Origin of the sequence: Chryseobacterium sp. YR221, from assembly GCF_900176315.1 — a bacterium.
Classification (GTDB): domain Bacteria; phylum Bacteroidota; class Bacteroidia; order Flavobacteriales; family Weeksellaceae; genus Chryseobacterium; species Chryseobacterium rhizosphaerae.
In genome coordinates this window covers 824,154-845,299 of record NZ_FWXM01000001.1, presented here as the reverse complement: position 1 = coordinate 845,299, position 21,146 = coordinate 824,154, and the positions used below count along the sequence as shown (strand labels likewise).

Genomic DNA, 21,146 nt, shown 5'->3' with positions numbered 1-21,146 from the left:
CCCTTATTCCGGTTCCAGGATTTCCAGAAGGTCCTGTTTTGAAAAGCCTTGAAACTTTGCTCCATCTGTTTTAAGAAGATGCTGGGCAAGCTGATTTTTTTTCTTCTGAAGAGAGAGGATTTTTTCTTCTACAGTATTGGAACAGATCATCCGGACAGCAATTACATTTTTAGTCTGTCCAATTCGATAGCTCCGGTCTATAGCCTGATTTTCGGCTGCAGGATTCCACCACGGATCTACCAGGTAGATATAATCTGCCTGGGTAAGATTGAGACCCACACCTCCGGCTTTCAGACTGATCAGAAATACACGGACGTCTTCATTATTTTGAAAGTTATGTACTTTTTGTCCCTGGTCTTTGGTTTGACCTGTGAGGTATTCGAAGGAGATTTTTCGGCGTTCCAGTTCGGTCTTTATAAGATCCAGCATTCCTACAAACTGTGAAAATACCAGAATTTTATGATCTTTTGATTTTCCAAGGATCTGTTCCATCAGAATTTCGATCTTCACGGCATGTTCCCCAGAATAGCCTTCTTTAAGGAGGATAGGTGAGTTACAGATCTGTCTTAGTCTTGTAAGACCAGTAAGAACGTGCATACTGTTTTTATTAAGGTCATCTTCATCATTGGCTGCAATAAATTCGCGGAGTTCCTTCTCATAGGCATCATATATCTTTCGTTGTTCAGCATTCATTTCACAGTAAATCACTGTTTCTGTTTTTTCAGGAAGTTCCTTTGCTACCTGCTTCTTTGTCCTGCGGAGGATGAATGGTTTTATTTTTTGCTGAAGTTCCATAGCCCGTTTACTGAACTCAAATTTATCAATAGGAATTGCATAGATATCCTTAAAATATTGCTTGCTGCCCAATAATCCAGGACAGGCAAAAGAAAGCTGACTATACAGGTCGAAGGTATTATTTTCAATGGGGGTTCCTGTCAGTACAATTCTGTTTCTCGACTGGAGAAGACGGGCAGATTTATACCTTTCTGAGTTGGGGTTTTTAATAGTCTGCGATTCATCAAGGAACACATAATTAAACTGAAAGGTTTTCAAAAACTTAATATCTGAAAGAAGCATTCCATAGCTGGTAAGTATTACTTCATAATCAGACATATGAGTGGTGCTTTTCTGTCTTTCAGCTCCATAATGAAGCCATACTTTTATAGAAGGTGCAAATTTGCTGATTTCCTCCTGCCAGTTAAAAAGAAGAGAAGTAGGAACCACAATAAGGTTGGTGGTATGACCTCTTTTCTCTCTTTGTGAAAGGATAAACGCAATGATCTGAACTGTTTTTCCAAGTCCCATATCATCCGCAAGACAGCCACCGAAATTAAAGCCATCCAGAAAGTTAAGCCAATTGAGTCCCTCGTGCTGATAGTCTCTGAGCTTCGCATGTAATGTAGAGGGAACGGGGATTTCCAGAATACTCTCACCTGAATAAAGACGGGATGAATAAGAGGTTATTTCTTCCTTTACTTCATCGCTTATCACTTCTTTTTCAAAAAGAGAAGAAACCTCCGTAAAACTTATTTTAGGAATTTTCAGTAGATCTTCATCAATTTCACCAGCCCGGAAATAGGCTGAAATCCGGTCTATCCATTCTTCAGGAAGCATTCCCAGAGAACCGTCATCCAGCTGAATAAATTTACTTTTATTGCGGATTGCCCTGTGAAGCTGTTTTAAAGAAGCATCTTTTTGCCCGAAGCTGACCTTCAGTTTGGCATTGAACCAATCCAGGCCACTGGTGATCTGAATGTTTATTTTAGCCCGGTGTGAATTGAGTTTATTGTTTTTCAGTTCATTAAAACCAAGTATAGATACTCCTTCATTCCGCCAAACCTCAAAGGCTTCCAGGAACCAGTTGTCTTCCAGGAATTTATCCCGGTGGAGGTAGAAATACTGATATCCATCCATCTGTTCTTCAAAATCCGGATGCTGCTGCATGACCAAAGAAGTAAAACGGGCTTCTAGCGCTTCGTTTCTTTCTACTTTAAAGAGGTTACCATTCTGATCGGAATCGAAAAGCTGCTTCCTTGAATATACAGGAACTTCCAGCTGTCCGTAACGCATCACAGGAGTAATTCCGATATAATTCTCCTGTTGACGAAGATAAATGATCTTTTCCACATCAAAAGCCTTTTCTTTAAGCTGTACTTTAGATGCAGGTTGTATATGGCTGTAAATTATTCTAATACGTTCTTCTAAAGAGGACAGGGTAGACTGCATAAAACCTTCATATTTAGAAGAATGGACCAGCAATATTTCATTATTGGCTTTGAAGAATTTAATGACCCTGAGCATATCGGGATCTTCTACAAAGCTGAATGTGTGGTTGTTATATACGAAATAGTCATTCCGGAGCATTACATTTTTAAAAGGGATAGAATGATCCTGAAACTGAATTTCTCCCGTTATTTCATAAAACGGATCTTTCTTAAATACAGAAAGTTGAAGCTCTGCATTTAAAGTGTTCATTGTAACTTTTGTTAATGACTTTGAGGATATGGTTTCCGCTATTTCACGGTCATGATAATAGACTTCCAGGTCCAGAGGATTCTGTACAATCAACTTTAAAGCCTCAAGTTCTGCCGGATTATAATCCTGGTTATAATTATTCTGGAATGATGAAATGGCAGTATAAAATTTAATTTCCAAAGGTTTTTCCGCCTTCCATATCAGCTGCATGGCATCTACGGGGCTAACCGGATTTTTTATTTTTCCGGTTTGGGTAAATTCCACCTCCATTAAATTAAAAATCAGATGATTATAATACCGGTGCGTACCGATGACTACTATCTGTTTTTTAGCCGTGTCGTGCAATACAAGCTCATCCAGCTTGGAAGGGTGCTGAGGAAGAAGATCTCTTTTTAAGATCTGTTCATCAATCGGAAACATTTCTTTGATTCTGGGGAGGATTTCAATTTTACCCTCATGATACTCTACCTGAAAATAATGATCAAGATCAGGTTCGTTTTCTAAGCCATAGCCTTTAGCTTTAGGGATTATTGTTTTTTTACGAAGGGAGTCATCAAAGAAAATCCGATAATTTCTTTCCTCTAAAATACAATGGATCATTTCTGCCTGATGCAGACAGAGTCTGCCTTCCGGACTGTCGCAGGTACAAGAGCACAGCAACGTGTTGTTTATTTTGCTGATGGTGACCACCGGAAAATCCTGCAGGGATGATTTTTGGGTAAATATTCCCGTATTAATTTCAATAGAAACAGGATGAATATTATGAAAATTCTTGCTTTCTATAAAAGAGCTCTCTGAAGTATGTTTCAGCAGGTCATATACGGAAAGTGTACTGATATTGATATTTTCAAGAATATATTCTGCCATAAAAATTAATAGAAGCAAACTTACAAAAAAATGCGAATGAAAAGAACTCTGCCTCCATCCATTTTGGATACAATTTTACCCGTTTTGGCAACTCCGGCATTTTTTCTAATGCTGAACTTTGTCCTACAATTAAACAAAGAAAATATGAAAACAGTTTTTATAACAGGTGCATCTACAGGATTAGGAAAAGCAGCAGCTCAATTATTTCAACATAATGGCTGGAAGGTTATTGCTACGATGAGAAATCCGGAAGCTGGGGCAGATCTTTCTGCTTTAGAAAATGTAACGGTACTGCCGTTGGATGTTACCCGTCCCGAACAGATAAAATCAACCGTTAAAAAAGCATTGGAATCAGGAGATATTGATGTGGTTTTTAATAATGCCGGTTATGGCCTGCTGGGTCCTTTGGAGGCATTGACGGATGAACAGATTGTGAGACAGTTGAATACCAATTTATTAGGGGTTATCCGTGTAACACAGGAGTTTATTCCGTATTTCAGAGAGAAAGGGAGAGGAACGTTTATTTCCACGACTTCGATAGGGGGATTAATTACCTTTCCGTTGAATTCTATTTATCACGCTACAAAGTGGGCACTGGAAGGTTGGAGCGAGAGTATGGCGTTTGAACTTAACAAATTAGGTATCGAGATCAAGACCGTTTCTCCCGGAGGGATTAAAACTGATTTTGTAAGCCGTTCTTTAGATTCTGCATCAAGTCCCGCTTACGAAGAAATGCTTGGTACTCTTTTTTCCCGTATGGAGGGAATGATGGATGCTGCTTCTACGCCGGAACAGATTGCAGAAGTAGTATATGAAGCTGCTACGGATGGTAAACAGAAACTGAGATATGTAGCCGGCGAGGATGCAAAAGCTTTATATGCACAGCGCCTTGAGCTGGGAGATGAGGCATTCAGAGAACAATTGGGAAAACAATTCATCTAGCCACTTGTAACCCGTGGCAGCATAAATGATACACTTATGCTGCCTTTTTATTCTAAATAATTGATACATTTATATCATGGAAAGGAAAGAAAACTTACCGCTGAAAATTTCATCCATATCAGAAATGCATGATCTGCTTCAGCTTCCCAAGCCTCTTCATCCGCTGGTCAGCTTAGTGGATAATACCAGGATGACTATTAATAAGGAGTTTTTGGGAAGAAGCTTCCTTCTGAATTTTTATAAAATTTCCTACAAATATTCCACAAACGGAAAAATGGGGTACGGACAGGGATATTATGATTTTAATGAAGGAGGAATGATGTTCACTTCTCCAGGGCAGATTCTTTCTACTGACGAAAATGCCGAATATTGTGGTTACACATTGCTGGTACATCCCGATTTTATCAGGAATTACCCTTTAGCAAAGAATATTAAAAAATATGGTTTCTTTTCCTATGATACCAATGAAGCACTGCACTTATCTGATCAGGAAAAAACAATGATTACCGGACTTCTGGACAGTATTACTCATGAACTGAATACGGCTATTGACGAGATTAGTCAGGACCTTATTGTTTCCTATATTGAAGTGCTTCTCAACTACAGCAACCGTTACTATAAAAGGCAGTTTATAACAAGGAAATCTGTAAGCAATGATCTTTTATCTAAAATGGATACCATCCTGGAAAATTATTTTGACCGGGAAGAAACACTGAATAAAGGGCTTCCTACTGTAGATTTTTTGGCTTCAGAGCTTCATTTATCTCCACATTATTTGAGCGATATGCTCCGTAATCTTACCGGACAAAATGCACAGCAGCATATTCATGAAAAACTGATAGAAAAGGCTAAAGAATATCTTACGCTTACCAATTTTTCTGTATCAGAAGTGGCATATGCTTTGGGATTTGAGCATCCACAGTCATTCAATAAGTTATTCAAGAAGAAAACAGATAAAACACCTTTAAGTTACAGACAGTCATTTAATTGAATCTGTATATTTCTTATCGATATGCCCGGCCCGTGTGCCGGGTATTTTATTTTTTAGCTGTTCGTAGAATGGAAAAGGTTTTACATAGATAAAAGCCATTTTTAAAGGAGGATCCCTTTTAAATTCGGGATACCAAAAAAACAACATCAATATGAAAAAGTTAAACTCCATTGTATGCATTATGATTGGCATTACAGCCTATGCACAGCCATCGATAACAAGGGCAGGTATTGACAGGGTAAACATTACGACTACGTTTAAAGCAGGAGATGTGCCCCTTACTGCTACTCCGGGGCCATCAGGAGCTAATGTTACGTGGAATTTTTCTGCGTATACCGGACCTAACGTCATTACTACACAGACCAATGAATGTCCCGGACAGGCCAACTGTTTTAGGTTCGCAGGAGCCAACAGGATTACAAAACCAACCCTTTCAGATGTCTATGATTTTACTTCCATCACAGACACGGAAGCCATAACGCTGGGGTCTTATGCAGGCTCAGGCTTTGGAGATGCCACGACTACCTATACAGATCCTTTAATCGATTTTAAATTTCCAATCACTTATTTACAGCAGTTTAGTGATACCTATCAGTTTACCAATGTTTCCGCAGCGGGTGGAATCACCAATGAGTCCGGACAGGTAGACTATACGGTAGACGGCTATGGAACGGTCATCACACCTATAGGAACCTATTCGAATGTACTGAGAATTAAGAGTATGAAAGCGTCTACGATCATTGTTCCGGGATCACCTTTGCCATTCAACTATACAAACGAATACTATACATGGATCAGCCAGACCTCTGGGATTGTATTTACTTTTGGAATCAATACTTTTGCCTTTAATGGGGTACCCAATGTAAATAAATCTATTTCTTATCTGGATACAGTTGTTTTATCAACGGTTAATTCTGTGCATCAAAAAACAGAAATTTTGGTCTATCCCAATCCTGGTTCAGATTTCATTCATCTGGAATCAAAAGAGGATATTAAACAAGTGTCTGTGAATTCATTGGACGGCAGGACGATTTTAATAAGCAACAGCTCTAAAAAAATTGATATTTCAGGCCTTCCCAAAGGGATCTATATTCTTCAGGCTGAATTGAAGAACAAAGTTTCTGTAACCACGAAAATTATTAAAAAATAATATGAATTTCTTCTAACAGTTTTTTTATGACCGGGGACACAGGATATAATAACACAATGGGTCTTACTGTGGATTTCAAGGTCCCCGTTTTTTTATAAAGTTTTTTGTTTTTTCTCAGCTGCTTTTGAATTTCTAACTACTGATATTTTCAATAGAATCAATTTGCCATTGATCAGTTTTACGCAGGATATACCGGTAGGTCATCCCGCAGTTTTTTAAATGAAATTCAACAGAACATAACGTATCGTTGACCGGTTTTATATTGAAATTTATGGCCTCAATATCCTTTAAGTCGGATTGATAGTCTTCCTGGGTTAAAAAGAAATAATCATAATCGAAATTCTCAGGAGGTCCATCATTGGCAGGATGTTGTTTGAAATTTTCATTACCATCCTTATATCGTTGTTCATAAGCAGACAGAAATTTTTGAGAAAAAAGATGGCTGTTTTTAAGAAATTTTATTTCTTTTTCAACCTCATCAAAATCTACATAATAATTGACCGGAGTCTCTGTTTCCGTTTGGGAGCCTCCTTTTACTGTATTAAATCCGTAAAGTTTATTTTCATTGTTTTTATACCAATTAAGAAAGGTTTTTACTGTTTCCATCTGAGCATTATCTTTGCTTTTTTGTGCTGGAACAGTTGTATGACTTTCTGTGACTGTATTTTGTATGATAGGTTTCTTTGATGGATCCTCCTTTTTACAGTTCGTAAACAATAAGAGTAAAGCAGGTAGAAACAAAATCTTTTTCAGCATAATTTTTTTCATTTTTCAAAAAACGAACTTACAAAAAATAGATAATCTATTTACTTTTTAATTTTATAATTCTCCCTGTAAGTATTGGCTGTAATACCTGTACAACGTCTGAAATACCTACAGAATAAGGAAGAGTCTACAAATTGCAATTGATTGCTGACCTCTTTAATGGACAGTGATGTTGTTTTAAGAAGCTCTTTGGCTTGTTTGATGACCCTATAGCTGATCCACTGTTTGATGGGCTTTCCTGTTTCTTTTTTTATTAAACTGCTTAAATACTGAGGTGAAAGATGCAGCTGGTCAGAATAATACAAGACACTCCTCTGCAAATGACCATGTTCATTTAACAGTTCAAAAAAATGTTCGATAATATCCTGACTCCTGGTTTGTAGCAGGCTGTTATTTTTAATGACCGGTAAATAAAGTTTTGAAACCAGCTCCAGTAAAGCATACAACAGATACTGTACAGATTCCAGGGTACTTTCTTCTTTCGTTTTGGATTGATACTCCTGAATCAGTTTTACCGTAGACCAGATCAGTTTTTTAGAAGAACCTTCCACTTCCATCACAGGACTGAATTTTATCTCATCGCTGGCCAGTAATACAGTGAGAAAACTATAAGTGCTGATGAAATCCAAAGAAATAAAAAATACAGTAAGTTCTAAGTCATGACTCCCCGAAATATCAGCTAATTCGGTATCCGGTAGAAGCATGAGTACTGCATTTTTCTTAATATGAAACGGGAGCGTATTGATCTTAAGGTGTAATTCACCGTCAGATAGAAAGCAGAGTATCAGTTTATTAAGCTTTCCGGCTTTTTTCTGAAACCCGGTGATGCTGGCCGTCTTATATTTTTCAATATACAACCCTTCGAAATTTGGCTTAATATCTATCATGGTGAATGATTTTCTGGACTGGGCTAAATGTTTTTGATTTCCGTATTCTTATAATCAACTTCCGGGCAAATGTAAGCAGTTAATTTTTCTTTTTAAACGGGTTGTTTAAAATGGAATATAAAATACCAGAAATGGAATATATTTTATTCCCGAACTGTTCCTAAATTCGCAGTCGGAAACTTTAATCAAATACTGTTATAATGCACAATACAGAATCTCTAAATGCGAAAATGCCGAAAGCCTGCTTTTTACTTTTCTTTGCCCATGGACTCGTTTTCTCTTCCTGGGCGAGTAGAATTCCTATCATTAAGGATGCGCTTTCAATCAATGAAGCCGAACTGGGGACACTCTTATTGTTAATGCCTATAGGGCAGATTTCTACAATGGTTCTTGCCGGAAAGCTGATCAGCATGTATGGAAGCTCCTGGATCATCAAAAGATGCTTTCTGTTGTATCCGATGTTTCTTTTACTGATTGGGTTAGCGCCTTCTTACTGGGTTTTGGCAGCTGTTTTGTTCTTCTTTGGAGTTTCCGGGAATTTATGTAATATAGCGATCAATACACAGGCGATTGAGATAGAAGGGATTACAAAAAGGACCTTGCTTTCTTCCTGTCATGGCGCCTGGTGTTTTGCAGGACTGGTTGGTGCTGTTGTGGGATTGCTGATGATTAACCTGGGAGTAGGAACTTTCTATCATTTTATAGTTGCTTTTGTACTGGTATTTCTACTTTGGTTATACAGTAAGGCTCACCTGACCAATATCATTCATAAAGTAGCTCCTCAAAGACAGTCAATTTTCAAATCAGTAAATCCTACCTTGGTTGCTTTAGGAATCATAGGATTTTTAAGCATGGCTATTGAAGGGGCTATGTTTGACTGGAGCGGAGTGTATTTTCAGACTATTGTAAAAGCACCGGAAAAGCTTGTGATTGTAGGATATACCAGTTTTATTTTAATGATGACTCTAGGTCGTTTTGTGGGAAACCGTGTTATTGAAAAATACGGAAAAAGACTTGTTCTGCAGATGTGTGGTATTTTGATGAGTACGGGGCTTTTTTTAAGTGTTTTCTTTCCGGAATTATGGGTGTGCATTATTGCCTTTATGATTATTGGGTTGGGAAGTTCGCTGAGTGTCCCTTCTGTTTACAGCACGGTAGGAAAGGTGAGCACTGTGGCTCCCAGTATTGCATTATCATTTGTATCCAGTATTTCATTTTTAGGATTTTTAATGGGGCCACCCCTTATCGGATATATTGCTGAAAGTTTTGATTTAAGATATTCTTACGGGCTTTTTGCATGCTTTGGAATCTTACTGTCTGTTATGGCAGGACAGATGAAAGTATTCCAACATAAAAATTGATGACGTATATCTTGACATCCGTTATGAAGGTTTTGACATGTTTTAATAGATCCGGATCTTTTAATATTGCTGACAGAATGCTTGTTCCTGAAGGTTGAATGCATTGCTCCGGAAATACTTATCTTTATTAAAAATATTCTTTCATGAAATCTGTCTCCAACATTGAAACAGAACCCATTATTGATCATTCTTTTTCCGTAAAGCGGTTGGATAAATATATTCCTTATACCCAATCTTTTGTAAGACTAAGCTATCATCGGATTCTTATACTGGAAAAAGGACGTGGCTTCTTACTGGTTGATAACGAATCTTTTGAAATGTCAGGATGTGAAATTTTTTTACTGGATAAAGGGCAAATCTATCAGTTTGAGGAAGATTCAGAAGTAACAGGGTTCAGTATTTCTTTTGGAGATTGCTTTTGGGAAAAAGCTCCTTCCAGTGCCAGCAACTGTAAAGCTGTTTTGTTTAACAACGCTACTGCCAATCAGCACCTCAAACCTAGTGTAACAGAAGCCGAAGAGATTTTGCTTCTATGTAAAAACCTTCTGATGGAGTATGAAACCTCTCCATACATCAATCAAATGGACGTTATGGCAGCGTATTTAAAAATCATAATGATAAAGCTGGCCAATATAAAGCTGGTGGAAGAAGAAACATTTGACAGTCAGGATTATGTTGTATACCGTAAGTTTATGGAGCTGCTTAGCAACCAGTATCAATCTTTTCATGCCGTAAATAATTATGCTGATCTATTGAATATCACCTCAAGAAGGCTAAGTGAAATCTGTAAACGCTGTACGCATAAGAATGCAAAGGAATTGATCAACGGGCAGATAATTGCAGAAGCCAGAAGACTCCTTCAGTTCAGTTCTTATTCCGTAAAAGATATTGCCTATCAGCTTAACTTTGGTACACCGGAACAGTTCAGCCATTTTTTTAAGAAAAATACGGCTATATCACCGGCTGCTTATCGCAGTAAATACATGAATATCGGAGTCGGAATTACTTGAAATTTTGACATGTCATCTGTATTTATTGATATTTTTCCAGAGTGATAATCAGGATACCTTTGGATAAATAATTTAAGTTATGTCAGTAAATCGTTTAAAAGAAGTAGCCGGTATTATCATCCCGGACAGTAAAATAGCAACAGAAGCCACAGCACTTCTATTGGAACATGGCACAGAGTTCATCTACAATCATTCCCTGCGTGTTTTTCTGTTTTCGTCATTAAATGCAAAACGCCATCATAAAACTCATGATTCTGAGCTGTTGTATGTAGCTTCCGTATTTCATGATTTAGGGCTTGTTTCTCATTACAGCAGTCCTGATCTTAGATTTGAAGTAGACGGAGCCAACGCAGCCCGTGATTTTTTAAAAGGTCATGGCATTGCCAATGATAAGCTCCAGCTAGTCTGGGATACCATTGCCTTACATACCACTATTGGGATTGCAGAGCACAAAGAAAATGAAGTGGCCCTCATGTATTCCGGAGTGGGATTGGATGTGATGGGGGAAGGGTATGAACATCTGAGCACCGAACATAGAGAGGAAATCGTTGGAGCTTTTCCAAGGGACGGTTTTAAAAAGAAAATTATTCCTACATTTTTTAGCGGGTTTGAACATAAGACAGAGACTACTTTTGGAAATATAAAAACGGATGTCTGCTCATTTATGATCCCCAATTTTAAACAAAAGAATTTCTGCGACTGCATTTTACATTCTCCTTGGTCTGAATAAGCAAAGGTTTCTATCTAAATCAAAAAGCTACCCGAAGGTAGCTTTTAATCTTTATATCCATTTTTCTATAAGGTGAAGCCATAATGCTTTTTCCTCACTTATGAGAAAGACAGCGGAGGATTTCCGTTTTGTAGAAGTTTCTCCCGTTACCTGAATTTCAGTATAGGTAGCCAACCCATGGCTTTCCGAATATTGAATTTCTATATTTTCTACGCTAACATGACGATCCTGAAATTTACCATATACCGTGGGAAGCCAATCGGAAAACATAGACAGGGTGACCAGGTCACTATTACCGTTAATCATTTTAAAATCCGGGGAAAATCCGGAAAGTAATTGTCTGTAAAGTGCTTCCTGATCTTCTGATTTTCCCTGAAACCATGTTTCAATATCATCATGAAAGCCCTGAATTTCTTTACGTATTTTTTCTGTAATACTCATAGAGGTAAGTTTATATTATTTATTTTAAAAATGTGTTGATCTCTTTAAGACCGTTGAATATACTTTTTTAATCTGACAGTAATGAGTAGTCCGGTTAGCTGAAAGATGCCAATCATAGCAATGGCTGCAGCAAAAGCTATGGAAAACCCCAGAGAGTCCGTCAAATTGAAAAATAAGGTGCCAATAACGGCTCCTCCGGTTACACTGCCTATCTGGATTCCTATGCTGATGAGCCCAGATGCCTGTCCTGCTTTATCTTTGGAGATCAGGGAAATGGCTGTTCGCATCATAACAGGCATGATTGTCCCATGTCCCAATCCTGCTAAAAATAAGGTGGTATTTGTTATATAAGAAGGTTTTTGCTGAAAATAAAAGGTAATGGCACTAAAAATAAAACCCACCATCAGTAATCCTAGCCCTATATAAATCATTTTATGAGTTTCGAGCTTTACTCTTGCTGAAATCAAGGGACCCAGGAAAAAAGCAATTCCATAGGGAACAATGGCAAGCCCGGTCTGCATAGAGTTTTGATGTAAAAACTGCTGAAGATAGTAAGGGTAACAGATAAATAAGCCGGCAGTGAAGTTGTAGAAGAATATGATTAAAAGACTTAATGCAAAGGGCTTATGCTGTAGTAATGTAGGGTCTATAAGTACCGGATGTCCCTTCTGCTGTAAGGTTATTTCATATTTTAAAAATAATGTCAGTGAAAGTATTCCTGTACATATAATCCCAAATATCCACCAGGCCCATTGAAATTTTTGTCCGAAGATTAAAGGACAGATAAGCATTAATAAAGCTAAGATCAATATCATGGCTCCTTTATAGTCAATACCCATTCGGTCTGTATTGTGGTTATTATCCATCGTAAAATGTATCCCAGCGATACAGATGATGGTAACCGGAACATTGACAAGAAATACAAGCTCCCAGGAGAAGTGTCCCCAATGCATACTCAGCAGTACGCCCCCAAGCAGTTGCCCAATTACAGAAGCCAATCCAAAGACAGAACTGAAAAGGCTGACCGCTTTAGGCTGTTCCCGGCTATCAAATAATATTTTTATGGAAGCTAAAACCTGTGGCGCTAACAAAGCAGCCCCAAAACCCTGGAATAATCTGGCAAAGATCAATAAGGTAATATTGGGTGAAAATGCGCAGGCAAGGGAGGAAAACAGGAAAGTATACAACCCCAGTATGAAAATTTTTTTCCGCCCGTAGATATCCCCCAATTTTCCGCCCACAACAACCAATGCGGCATAAGTAAGTCCGTAAATAGCCACTACCATCTGCAACTGATGGTCGCTGGCTCTGAACGCCTCTTTTATAGAAGGTAATGCCATATTCACAATAAAATAATCCAATGGTGAAAGAAAAGCTCCTGCGATCAGAAAATTTAATGCCTGCCATCGTTTGGGATAGATGTTCATATTTTTTTATGCAAAATTAACCTCTTGATGTTATGGTAAAATTGTACTTTTGGAGGAAAATTAAGTTCAAAAAATGAGAAGTTTACATCTTGAAGGAATAGAAGTAAAGGAAATGCAGTTGGAAGGGAAGGCACTTTCTTTCAAAACAAAAGACTTTCTTTCTTTTGTGTATGTTGTAAAAGGAGAAGGAGATTTGACCTATGATGAGCGCAGTATCCGTTTTTCTGCAGGTAAACTTTTCATCATTCCCCAACAGGAACTTTACCATTTTGCAAGTAGTGATGCAGCACTCATTCTGATACAGTGTCCCATTGAATTTATTGATAAGATACGCCTTGAAGCAGACCGTATTGAAAGCTGTGAAAACTTGTATAAACTCCAGTATATCAGTAATAATTACCATGCAAGAGCCGGATGTGTGTTCCGTAACAAAAACGATGAACATTTTGCCGAAACTATTATTCTCCAAATCGCCAATGAATTCAAAAATAAAGCAGATGATTATCTGATCATCCGTAACTGCATTTCAATTCTACTCAACCTTATTGCCCGCAATATCATTCAGAGTGAAACTTCAGACCTTCAGGAAAACAGGAAAGCTTTTTCCATCATGAAGATTATTACCTATATTCAGCAGAATATAAAAGACAGAGAAAAGACAGGAATTCAGGTTATTGCAGACCATTTTGGGATTTCAGGAAATTATTTCGGAGAATATTTTAAACAGCAGACGGGGATCTCCTACCAGGATTATCTGTTGGATTACAGGCTTAAACTTGTAGAAACCTATTTAAAATACAGCAGTATACGCTTAAGCGAAATTGCTTATGAGCTCCAGTTCAGTGATGAAAGCCATCTTTCAAAGCTTTTTAAAAAACACAGAGGACTTACGCCCGGAGCATTCAGGAAAAATTATAAATAACAGGTAACCATTGTGTTATATTAATTGTTTATTAAATATAAAGTCAACTATATAGTTGACTTTATATTTTTTATATATTTACTATAAATATTTTTTCAATGGATTTTGACTTTATTAAAGAGCTGGGATACAAAGCTTTTGATAGCCGCCTGAAAAGAATAAGCGACCGGATGTCTCATGATGTAAGAAAATTCTATAAAGAGTTTGGAATTGATGTAGAACCCAATTGGTATCTTGTTTTTATGCTGCTGCAAAAAAGGGGGGAGATTTCTATTACGGATATAGCGGAACCGCTGGGATATTCTCATCCCTCTGTAGTAGTCATTGTAAAAAAAATGACGGAGAAAGGCTATCTGCTCATCACCAAAGACAGTATTGATAAACGGAAACAAATGATCTCATTATCACCCAAAGCTATTGAAATGCTTCCCCAGCTTGAAAAAATATGGGATAGCTGTGAAAAAGCTATTTTAAAACTTTTATCAGAAGATCTTAGCATTTTATCGTACCTGGATACCATAGACCAGGAACTGAAAGACAATCCCTTTCATAATAGATTTAAACAGGAATATTTAAAATCACTATAATCATGAAAGTATTTATCCTCATCGCAGCGTTTCTTTTTTCTAACCTTATGATCTCTGCTGCGGAAACGAAAATAATGATCCGAGCTAAAGCAAGGGATGCCAAATTTATCGGAAGTTCACTTGGCGGAGCTCATATCATCGTCAGAAATAAGCTAAACCAACAGATTCTCGCAGAAGGAAATACGGTTGGAAGTACTGGAAATACAGATTTGATCATGAAAAATCCTAAAATAAGAGGAAACTCAATTGCCGATGCCCAAACAGCCGGCTTTCTGGCTTCTGTGGATATTGATGAGCCTACATTTGTTAACATTGAAGTGATTTCTCCTTTAAACAATAAACAGGCTCAGGCTATGGTAAGCACTGAATTATGGCTGATTCCCGGCAAACATATTTTGGGAGACGGTATTGTTCTGGAAATCCCAGGTTTTATTATTGATATTCTTAAACCCAGAACCCATCAGTATATTCCTCTGAATACAATTAAAGACAAACCCTTTACATTTCAGGCTAATATTGTTATGATGTGCGGCTGTGTAATAGACAAAAACGGGATATGGAATTCTGACGAAATAGAGGTGAAGGGAATTCTTAAAAAAGACGGTAAATTTATGAAAAATGTAGAGCTGTCTTTAGTGTCAACCAACCTGTTTGAAGGAAATACGGTAATCAATACTGCAGGGAATTATGAACTGATTTTATACGCTTATTATGAGAAAAGCGGAAACACGGGAGTCGACAAAATTAATTATGTAGTGATCGAATAAGGATATGTATAAAGCGGATTAATGAGTAGCCTGCCATAATTCTTTCCGGTATTTTATGCCCCATTCTCCCATAGTATCTATAATACTGTGAAGGCTTTTTCCAAATTCTGTCAGTTCATAATCTACACTTACAGGCATGGTGTTGTTTTGTGTCCGGATTACCAGGTTGTTCATTTCCAGATCTTTGAGCTCTTTTGAAAGAGTTTTGGAGGCGATTCCGTCTATCTGTCTTTTCAAATCCATAAAACGCATTTTTCCAATATAATACAGGTGGCTGATAATAATGGTCTTCCATTTCCCATCCAATAAATAGATTGTATCCCTTACTCCCCGAATATGGTTTTTACATTGCAGATCGAGTTCTATTTTTTCTTTTTTCATCGCTAAAGATCTAGGGCAAAGATATGAAAATCAGATGATAAAATTGGAATTAAACCCACCTGGTTACCTTTTGGTAACTGGTTACTAAAGGGTAACAGGTGGTATAATGATACTATAAAGTAGGTAACTTTGTCCCATTAAAATAAGAATACGGCCGGTATTCTTACAGGTACAATTAATAAAACACTAAGATTATGTCATTAAAAGAAGCATTACACTGGAGATCTGCAACTAAAAGCTATAATGGGAAGGTAATAGAAAAGGAAAAAATTGAGCAAATTTTGGAAGCCATTCGTTTGGCTCCGTCAAGTTCGGGTCTGCAGCCTTTTAAGGTTCTTGTAATTACCAATAAAGAATTGCGGGAAAAACTACAGCCGATTGCCTTCCAGCAGCCACAGATTGTAGAGGCATCTCACATACTGGTATTCGCAGCCTGGGATGAATATACTCCGGAACGGGTAGATTCATTCTTTGAATTTAGCAATAAAGTTCGAAACTTACCATCGAGTGCAACAGATGATTACCGGTTAAATTTATTGGTGATGTTAGATCAGAAAACAAAAGATCAGCATTTTATGAATGCCTCGCAACAAACCTATATTGCATTAGGATTTGGATTATTGGCTGCTGCAGATCTGAAAATAGATGCCACACCGTTGGAAGGGTTTGATAATAAAGCAGTAGATGACTTGCTCAATTTGCCGGAAAAAGGACTAAAGAGTAGCGTTATGATGGCATTAGGATATAAAGATGAAGAAAACGATTGGTGGGGGAAGCTGGAAAGAGTAAGAAGATCTAATGAAGACTTGTTTATAGAGCTTAATTAATTCAATAAAAAAGCATTATTAATAGGATGGAGACCGGGCTGGTCTCCTTTTTTTGTGTAAAATTTGAATATTTTGAATCCTGGATAAGAATCGTAGAACTACTACAATTTTTCAAATAAGTACTATTTCATTTTGCCGTGATTTTTTATGGTGATATATTAGCTTTGTAAAGACTCAAAAGATTGTAATCTATAGAAAAACAACCTGTTGATAACTAGTAACATTAGACGGGATGAATTAAATTAATTCTTTTCTGATTTTATGCTTTACTGAAGGTAGGAAAGAACAACACTATCCAAAGCTGAAAGAGTTGTTTTTATTGTTTGAAAGCTGGCTTTTTAATTCTGGTTTTAACCGGAATAGATAAACACAAAAAAAATTATATCATGTTCAAAAAAACTAATGAGAATCTGCCTAAACCTGCACTGGGGTCAAATAAAGAAAATATTTCTGACAAGGTAAAATCTGCCCAGGATAGAGAATCTAAATTCATGGGAAAAACTTTACATACCAATAATCCTACGGTTACGGAAGATAAAGTATGGTCAAAGCAACCCACCTCCAAAATATTTAATGCACAGGGAATCCCGGAGAATGCTGTTGCCGGGATAAACAGGGTGGTAAAACTTGAAATCTTTGTTGAGGGTAAGCCTATTAAATTCTTCAAACATTTTAAACTTACACAAAGTGCTGTTAAACATCATGAATTTGATCTTATTCTGGCCCATGACACGTTAGGAAGCGCAGAAAACCATAATCTTGAAGAGGCTCAAAGCTTTTTAGGAAAAAGAATTACGGTTATTTTTAGATATAAAGATGTTGAACAGGGCCCTGAACGAAATTTTGTGGGAGTCATTACAGAAGTAGGATTCAGTCAGGAAAAAGGAAGTCTGGGGAATATTGTGCTTACAGGCTTTAGTCCTACTATTCTTTTAGATGCAGCACCTCATATCCAGAGTTTTGGAGGAGGACAGCCAATGAGTCTGAACAGTATTGCCAGTGAGGTCATCAAAGAAGGATTGGGACAGGAAAAGTTTGATTTCAGGGTAGACGCCCGCTATGGGAATGTTCCTTACAGTTCACAATATGAAGAAACCCATTATAATTATCTTGCAAGAATGGCAGAAGCATATGGGGAACAGTTTTTCTATGATGGTGAGATTCTTCACTTTGGAAAACTTCCTCCACAGGAAAAGCCAGTAAAACTTGTATATGGCAGTAATCTAAGCGATGTGAAAATCAAAATGAAAGCTCAGCACGTAAATCCTACATTTTATGGGTACAACAGCAGCCAGCATGAAAAACTGACTACCGGAGCTTCCAAAGTGAACCATACTTCAGATATTGCCAGAAGAGCATACGAAATTTCTGAAAATACTTTTAAAACACCATCGCTAAGAATAGCACCTATCAATGCATCAACCTTTATGGATGTTGATTCATCCCAGAAAGGAACAACGGGGAGCAAAGCTGCACAGGTCTTTATTACCTCGGGGTATATGACCGTTCCGTTTTTATATCCTGGTTGTATTGTAGATCTTGAAATGCGGAAAACAGATACCAACGATACCTCCTATTTTACGAAACTGATGCTCACTGAAGTGATTCATGAAGTAGATGCCCGTGGATATTATGACGGACATTTTGAAGCTATTGCGGCAGATACGGGATTTATTCCCCGTCCGGAGTTTCATGTACCTAAAGCAGAGCCTCAGGTAGCCACTGTGATTTCCAATACAGATCCATTGAACCAGGGGCGTATACAGGTGCAGTTTGACTGGCAAAAAAATAATACGACCCAATTTATCCGCATGATGAGCCCAGATGCAGGAGGTACGGATCAGATTACTCAGAACAGAGGATTTGTAGCGGTTCCTGAAGTGGGAGACCAGGTGATGGTAGGATTTGAATATCACCATCCTGATTTTCCTTTTGCAATGGGAGGGATGTTTCATGGCCAGGTAGGATTAGGCGGCGGAGTAGACAATCATATCAAGTCTATCCAGACCAGAAGCGGAAATAAAGTTATTTTTAACGATACCGAAGGAAGCATCTATATTGAAGATCCGAGTGGAAATTCCTATTTAATGGATGGTAAAGGAAATATTACCGTGACTGCTCCTAAAAATATGACGTTCAATGTAGGACAAAATCTTACCGTGAATGTAGGACAAAATATGAATACCAATGTAGGGGCAGATCAGAGCAACATCGTGGGAATGAACAAAACAGAAAGTATTACCATGAATGATTCACAAACCGTGGGAGCGATTAAAAATGTATCGATAGGAGGGAATTTCATGACCAATGTAGTGGGGAAAATGATGGAATTTATTAAAGGTAATAAAGAAAGTGAAGTGGCACTGGATAGCCAGAAAGTAGTGAAAGGAGAGCGGTTAATTCATAGTGAGAAGGATCACAAAATTCATTCTCAGACAGAAATTAACGGACAATCCAATGAGAAAACCAATATGAATTAGGATATGTCAAACGATAATATTGCGAAGATAAGTATCATAGGAGGTGATTCTATTGAAAAAATTGGCGGGCAGCATACTGAGTATGTTGGTAAAATGACCTATTCTTCATCCAAAAAGCTCATAACAACCTCTGAAAACGGAAAACATTTTGGTGATAAGCCTGAAGACCCACCTAAAAGAGAAGGTAGAATTATTGATATTGTGATGTTTGTAGCCGGAACAACGGATCCTATCAATACTGAAGGGAAAAAACATCATGCCAATACAGAATATTGGAAGTATTATGATGAGAAAACCAAAAAAGAAACTGAAGAGAGTTTAAACAATCTTTGGAATAAACTCAAGGAACTTAAGCCTCAATTTCACGATCTGCATATTGAAGGTAAATTTTTCAGCTGGTCTGGTGACAACGACACTAAGGAAAGAATCGTAGCCTCTGAGAGATTATTTGATGTATTATTAAGAACATATCCGGGCTGGAAAAATCAGGAGGTTCATTTACATTTAATCGGCCATTCTCATGGTGGGAATGTCATTAATCAATTTACAGAACTTGTTTCCAGTAAGGAAATGATCACAAAATCTGCTATTTTGAAACCCCGTAAGATTACAGAATTCCCAAAATTATGGAAAGTTAAAAGTATCACTTATTTATCGACTCCTTTTTTTCAAAAGAAACATCAGCTGAATCATGCCAAATTACATAAAGGATGTAAAATCATTAATGTACATAATGACTATGATTTGACTCAACAATTGATTGCAGATTTTAGCCTTACCAATATGGAGGGCTTACTAAAGTCTTTTCAAATGGATAGATTTGAAGCAGGTATAAAAATGGTTAAAAGTGTCGATAAGGATATTATTATGACCTATTTTAAAAGTCTGATCTGGCAGGATTTTAAAAACAAAGCAACCTTAGCATGGCGGGAAACGGCAAAAGGCTTTTTAGGATTTAATATTATAGTAGGTGAGTTTATTAAGTATATCAACTCTCTGAAGATCGAAAATTCAAACCTGCAGAAAGAAAAAGCTTCATTTGTTAATCTTTTAAATAGTCTTCAGCAATGGACCTCTGATGTTCATAAAAATTATTCTTCGATTGCTGGAGGTTATGACAAGTCTACGTGGGTGAAAAATCTCAATTTGACACAAGGTTTACAAGTTTTAAATATTCTTTTAGCCATTAAGACCGGTCCGAAAGACAGCTACTTATTGAGTTTATTGGCAGGGATATTTGGAGAAAATAAAGGAATCACGGATAGTATTGATGAAACTTCATGGACGCCCCAAAAACAAACAAAAAGCCTGCCTATTATAGATGTACCTATTTTTGAAAGTGACCCCTATAATTCCAGAAATAAAAAAGGAGAATTTACTGCTTTTTTAAAAGGAGTACAGGGTGCCGTACACAAACGTGAATTAGAAGACCTGCTGATGAGGTTATTAAGCCAGTTTATTAAACCCAGCATGTTAACTTTTGTTGTACGGACAATTGATTATGCTATTGAGCCTGTAGTTTTTGGCAAATTAGATACTGAAGTTACAAAACTGAGAAAAAACTTAGCAGTGTATTCAAAATTTGTAACTCAATACCATGCTGGCCTGGTTACTGAAAAGGATGAAGAGAAATTTAAAGATGCTATTATGAAAGCACCGGGCTCTGTTTCTTATTTAGCCATGGCATCCCATAGTTTAAGCCATACCCAATTGTGGAAGAGAGTTGAAGATGGGTTAAGAAACTCATTCAGTTCAGGGGTAAATCCGGGATATAAAAAGAAATAAATATGAAAAATATAACACAAGGTATTGGTAAGATTCTGTTGGTTTTTTTAATAGCAAATCTGGTAGTTACAGCTTATTTCTTATTTGCCTATAGTCCTCTTGTTGAATCAATTGATTTAAAACTTATTGTGAAAATAATTAAGCAATTTGGTTTAATAATAAGCATACCCACCAGTATTTTATTTGTTCTTATAGATACTGTTCTTATAAAAAGGATAACAAAGACTTGGGTTTTATATGTAAGCCGGATTATTATTTTTTTTGGAATACTCTATATAATGTGGTTGTTTTTTTCTATTTATCTTGTAGCCAGCGCATTAATAGATAATCCTTTGATGGATAAGTAATACG

19 protein-coding genes are annotated in these 21,146 nt (G+C 37.2%); 13 read left to right on the top strand and 6 right to left on the bottom strand.

The window, feature by feature from the left end; all coding sequences use genetic code 11:
• Positions 1-3: 3 nt before the first annotated feature.
• Positions 4-3,342, bottom strand: coding sequence for a DEAD/DEAH box helicase (locus B8967_RS03845; RefSeq protein ID WP_084084520.1), 3,339 nt, complete (start codon positions 3,340-3,342; stop codon positions 4-6).
• 144 nt (positions 3,343-3,486) lie between these two features.
• On the opposite strand from B8967_RS03845, the gene B8967_RS03840 reads away from it, so the two are divergent.
• From B8967_RS03840 to B8967_RS03830, 3 genes are all read left to right on the top strand, one after another.
• Positions 3,487-4,284 (top strand): SDR family oxidoreductase, encoded by a 798-nt coding sequence (locus tag B8967_RS03840; RefSeq protein WP_084084942.1) that lies wholly within the window; start codon positions 3,487-3,489, stop codon positions 4,282-4,284.
• 76 nt (positions 4,285-4,360) lie between these two features.
• The gene (locus tag B8967_RS03835) at positions 4,361-5,275 is read left to right on the top strand and encodes a helix-turn-helix domain-containing protein (RefSeq protein WP_047496131.1); all 915 of its coding nucleotides are present in this window, start codon (positions 4,361-4,363) and stop codon (positions 5,273-5,275) included.
• 151 nt (positions 5,276-5,426) lie between these two features.
• Positions 5,427-6,425 (top strand): T9SS type A sorting domain-containing protein, encoded by a 999-nt coding sequence (locus B8967_RS03830; protein ID WP_084084518.1) that lies wholly within the window; start codon positions 5,427-5,429, stop codon positions 6,423-6,425.
• A 132-nt stretch (positions 6,426-6,557) separates the two neighbouring features.
• Here the strand turns inward: B8967_RS03830 and B8967_RS03825 are convergent, their stop codons facing one another.
• The gene (locus B8967_RS03825) at positions 6,558-7,181 is read right to left on the bottom strand and encodes a hypothetical protein (protein ID WP_143330458.1); all 624 of its coding nucleotides are present in this window, start codon (positions 7,179-7,181) and stop codon (positions 6,558-6,560) included.
• A gap of 50 nt (positions 7,182-7,231) precedes the next feature.
• Positions 7,232-8,077, bottom strand: coding sequence for a helix-turn-helix domain-containing protein (locus tag B8967_RS03820; RefSeq protein WP_228406010.1), 846 nt, complete (start codon positions 8,075-8,077; stop codon positions 7,232-7,234).
• A gap of 200 nt (positions 8,078-8,277) precedes the next feature.
• Between B8967_RS03820 and B8967_RS03815 the strand changes: the two genes are divergently transcribed.
• From B8967_RS03815 to B8967_RS03805, 3 genes are all read left to right on the top strand, one after another.
• Positions 8,278-9,438, top strand: coding sequence for an MFS transporter (locus tag B8967_RS03815; RefSeq protein WP_084084514.1), 1,161 nt, complete (start codon positions 8,278-8,280; stop codon positions 9,436-9,438).
• A gap of 143 nt (positions 9,439-9,581) precedes the next feature.
• Positions 9,582-10,448: a helix-turn-helix domain-containing protein gene (locus tag B8967_RS03810; protein WP_084084512.1), complete on the top strand. Its 867-nt coding sequence runs from the start codon at positions 9,582-9,584 to the stop codon at positions 10,446-10,448.
• Between the two features lie 79 nt (positions 10,449-10,527).
• Entirely contained in the window at positions 10,528-11,178 is a 651-nt protein-coding gene (locus tag B8967_RS03805; protein WP_047496113.1) for an HD domain-containing protein, read from the top strand.
• A gap of 51 nt (positions 11,179-11,229) precedes the next feature.
• On the opposite strand, the gene B8967_RS03800 is transcribed toward B8967_RS03805, so the two are convergent.
• Complete coding sequence (locus B8967_RS03800) at positions 11,230-11,619, bottom strand: hypothetical protein (RefSeq protein ID WP_047496110.1); 390 nt, start codon at positions 11,617-11,619, stop codon at positions 11,230-11,232.
• 44 nt (positions 11,620-11,663) lie between these two features.
• Positions 11,664-13,046: an MFS transporter gene (locus tag B8967_RS03795; protein WP_084084510.1), complete on the bottom strand. Its 1,383-nt coding sequence runs from the start codon at positions 13,044-13,046 to the stop codon at positions 11,664-11,666.
• Positions 13,047-13,119: 73 nt separating this feature from the next.
• Here B8967_RS03795 and B8967_RS03790 point away from each other — a divergent pair, with 73 nt between their 5' ends.
• From B8967_RS03790 to B8967_RS03780, 3 genes are all read left to right on the top strand, one after another.
• A complete protein-coding gene (locus tag B8967_RS03790) occupies positions 13,120-13,968 on the top strand; it encodes an AraC family transcriptional regulator (protein WP_084084508.1) in 849 nt (282 codons plus the stop codon).
• A gap of 98 nt (positions 13,969-14,066) precedes the next feature.
• Complete coding sequence (locus tag B8967_RS03785; protein ID WP_084084506.1) at positions 14,067-14,555, top strand: MarR family winged helix-turn-helix transcriptional regulator; 489 nt, start codon at positions 14,067-14,069, stop codon at positions 14,553-14,555.
• A 2-nt stretch (positions 14,556-14,557) separates the two neighbouring features.
• A complete protein-coding gene (locus B8967_RS03780) occupies positions 14,558-15,322 on the top strand; it encodes a hypothetical protein (protein WP_084084504.1) in 765 nt (254 codons plus the stop codon).
• Positions 15,323-15,340: 18 nt separating this feature from the next.
• Here B8967_RS03780 and B8967_RS03775 read toward each other — a convergent pair whose 3' ends face one another.
• On the bottom strand, positions 15,341-15,703 hold the full coding sequence (locus B8967_RS03775; protein ID WP_047496095.1) for a winged helix-turn-helix transcriptional regulator: 363 nt from the start codon (positions 15,701-15,703) through the stop codon (positions 15,341-15,343).
• A gap of 194 nt (positions 15,704-15,897) precedes the next feature.
• Here B8967_RS03775 and B8967_RS03770 point away from each other — a divergent pair, with 194 nt between their 5' ends.
• The 4 genes from B8967_RS03770 (at position 15,898) to B8967_RS03755 (ending at position 21,142) form a co-directional block, all read left to right on the top strand.
• Entirely contained in the window at positions 15,898-16,530 is a 633-nt protein-coding gene (locus tag B8967_RS03770) for an NAD(P)H-dependent oxidoreductase (protein ID WP_084084502.1), read from the top strand.
• Positions 16,531-16,916: 386 nt separating this feature from the next.
• A complete protein-coding gene (locus tag B8967_RS03765) occupies positions 16,917-19,010 on the top strand; it encodes a type VI secretion system Vgr family protein (RefSeq protein WP_081989227.1) in 2,094 nt (697 codons plus the stop codon).
• 3 nt (positions 19,011-19,013) lie between these two features.
• Positions 19,014-20,795: a hypothetical protein gene (locus B8967_RS03760; protein WP_084084500.1), complete on the top strand. Its 1,782-nt coding sequence runs from the start codon at positions 19,014-19,016 to the stop codon at positions 20,793-20,795.
• Between the two features lie 2 nt (positions 20,796-20,797).
• Positions 20,798-21,142, top strand: coding sequence for a hypothetical protein (locus tag B8967_RS03755; protein ID WP_047496089.1), 345 nt, complete (start codon positions 20,798-20,800; stop codon positions 21,140-21,142).
• Positions 21,143-21,146 lie beyond the last annotated feature (4 nt).

Bases quoted from the DNA above. Each gene is read 5' to 3' on its own strand.
- B8967_RS03845 (WP_084084520.1), bottom strand. From the start codon at position 3,342: ATGGCAGAATATATTCTTGAAAATATCAATATCAGTACACTTTCCGTA.
- B8967_RS03840 (WP_084084942.1), top strand. From the start codon at position 3,487: ATGAAAACAGTTTTTATAACAGGTGCATCTACAGGATTAGGAAAAGCA.
- B8967_RS03835 (WP_047496131.1), top strand. From the start codon at position 4,361: ATGGAAAGGAAAGAAAACTTACCGCTGAAAATTTCATCCATATCAGAA.
- B8967_RS03830 (WP_084084518.1), top strand. From the start codon at position 5,427: ATGAAAAAGTTAAACTCCATTGTATGCATTATGATTGGCATTACAGCC.
- B8967_RS03825 (WP_143330458.1), bottom strand. From the start codon at position 7,181: ATGCTGAAAAAGATTTTGTTTCTACCTGCTTTACTCTTATTGTTTACG.
- B8967_RS03820 (WP_228406010.1), bottom strand. From the start codon at position 8,077: ATGATAGATATTAAGCCAAATTTCGAAGGGTTGTATATTGAAAAATAT.
- B8967_RS03815 (WP_084084514.1), top strand. From the start codon at position 8,278: ATGCACAATACAGAATCTCTAAATGCGAAAATGCCGAAAGCCTGCTTT.
- B8967_RS03810 (WP_084084512.1), top strand. From the start codon at position 9,582: ATGAAATCTGTCTCCAACATTGAAACAGAACCCATTATTGATCATTCT.
- B8967_RS03805 (WP_047496113.1), top strand. From the start codon at position 10,528: ATGTCAGTAAATCGTTTAAAAGAAGTAGCCGGTATTATCATCCCGGAC.
- B8967_RS03800 (WP_047496110.1), bottom strand. From the start codon at position 11,619: ATGAGTATTACAGAAAAAATACGTAAAGAAATTCAGGGCTTTCATGAT.
- B8967_RS03795 (WP_084084510.1), bottom strand. From the start codon at position 13,046: ATGAACATCTATCCCAAACGATGGCAGGCATTAAATTTTCTGATCGCA.
- B8967_RS03790 (WP_084084508.1), top strand. From the start codon at position 13,120: ATGAGAAGTTTACATCTTGAAGGAATAGAAGTAAAGGAAATGCAGTTG.
- B8967_RS03785 (WP_084084506.1), top strand. From the start codon at position 14,067: ATGGATTTTGACTTTATTAAAGAGCTGGGATACAAAGCTTTTGATAGC.
- B8967_RS03780 (WP_084084504.1), top strand. From the start codon at position 14,558: ATGAAAGTATTTATCCTCATCGCAGCGTTTCTTTTTTCTAACCTTATG.
- B8967_RS03775 (WP_047496095.1), bottom strand. From the start codon at position 15,703: ATGAAAAAAGAAAAAATAGAACTCGATCTGCAATGTAAAAACCATATT.
- B8967_RS03770 (WP_084084502.1), top strand. From the start codon at position 15,898: ATGTCATTAAAAGAAGCATTACACTGGAGATCTGCAACTAAAAGCTAT.
- B8967_RS03765 (WP_081989227.1), top strand. From the start codon at position 16,917: ATGTTCAAAAAAACTAATGAGAATCTGCCTAAACCTGCACTGGGGTCA.
- B8967_RS03760 (WP_084084500.1), top strand. From the start codon at position 19,014: ATGTCAAACGATAATATTGCGAAGATAAGTATCATAGGAGGTGATTCT.
- B8967_RS03755 (WP_047496089.1), top strand. From the start codon at position 20,798: ATGAAAAATATAACACAAGGTATTGGTAAGATTCTGTTGGTTTTTTTA.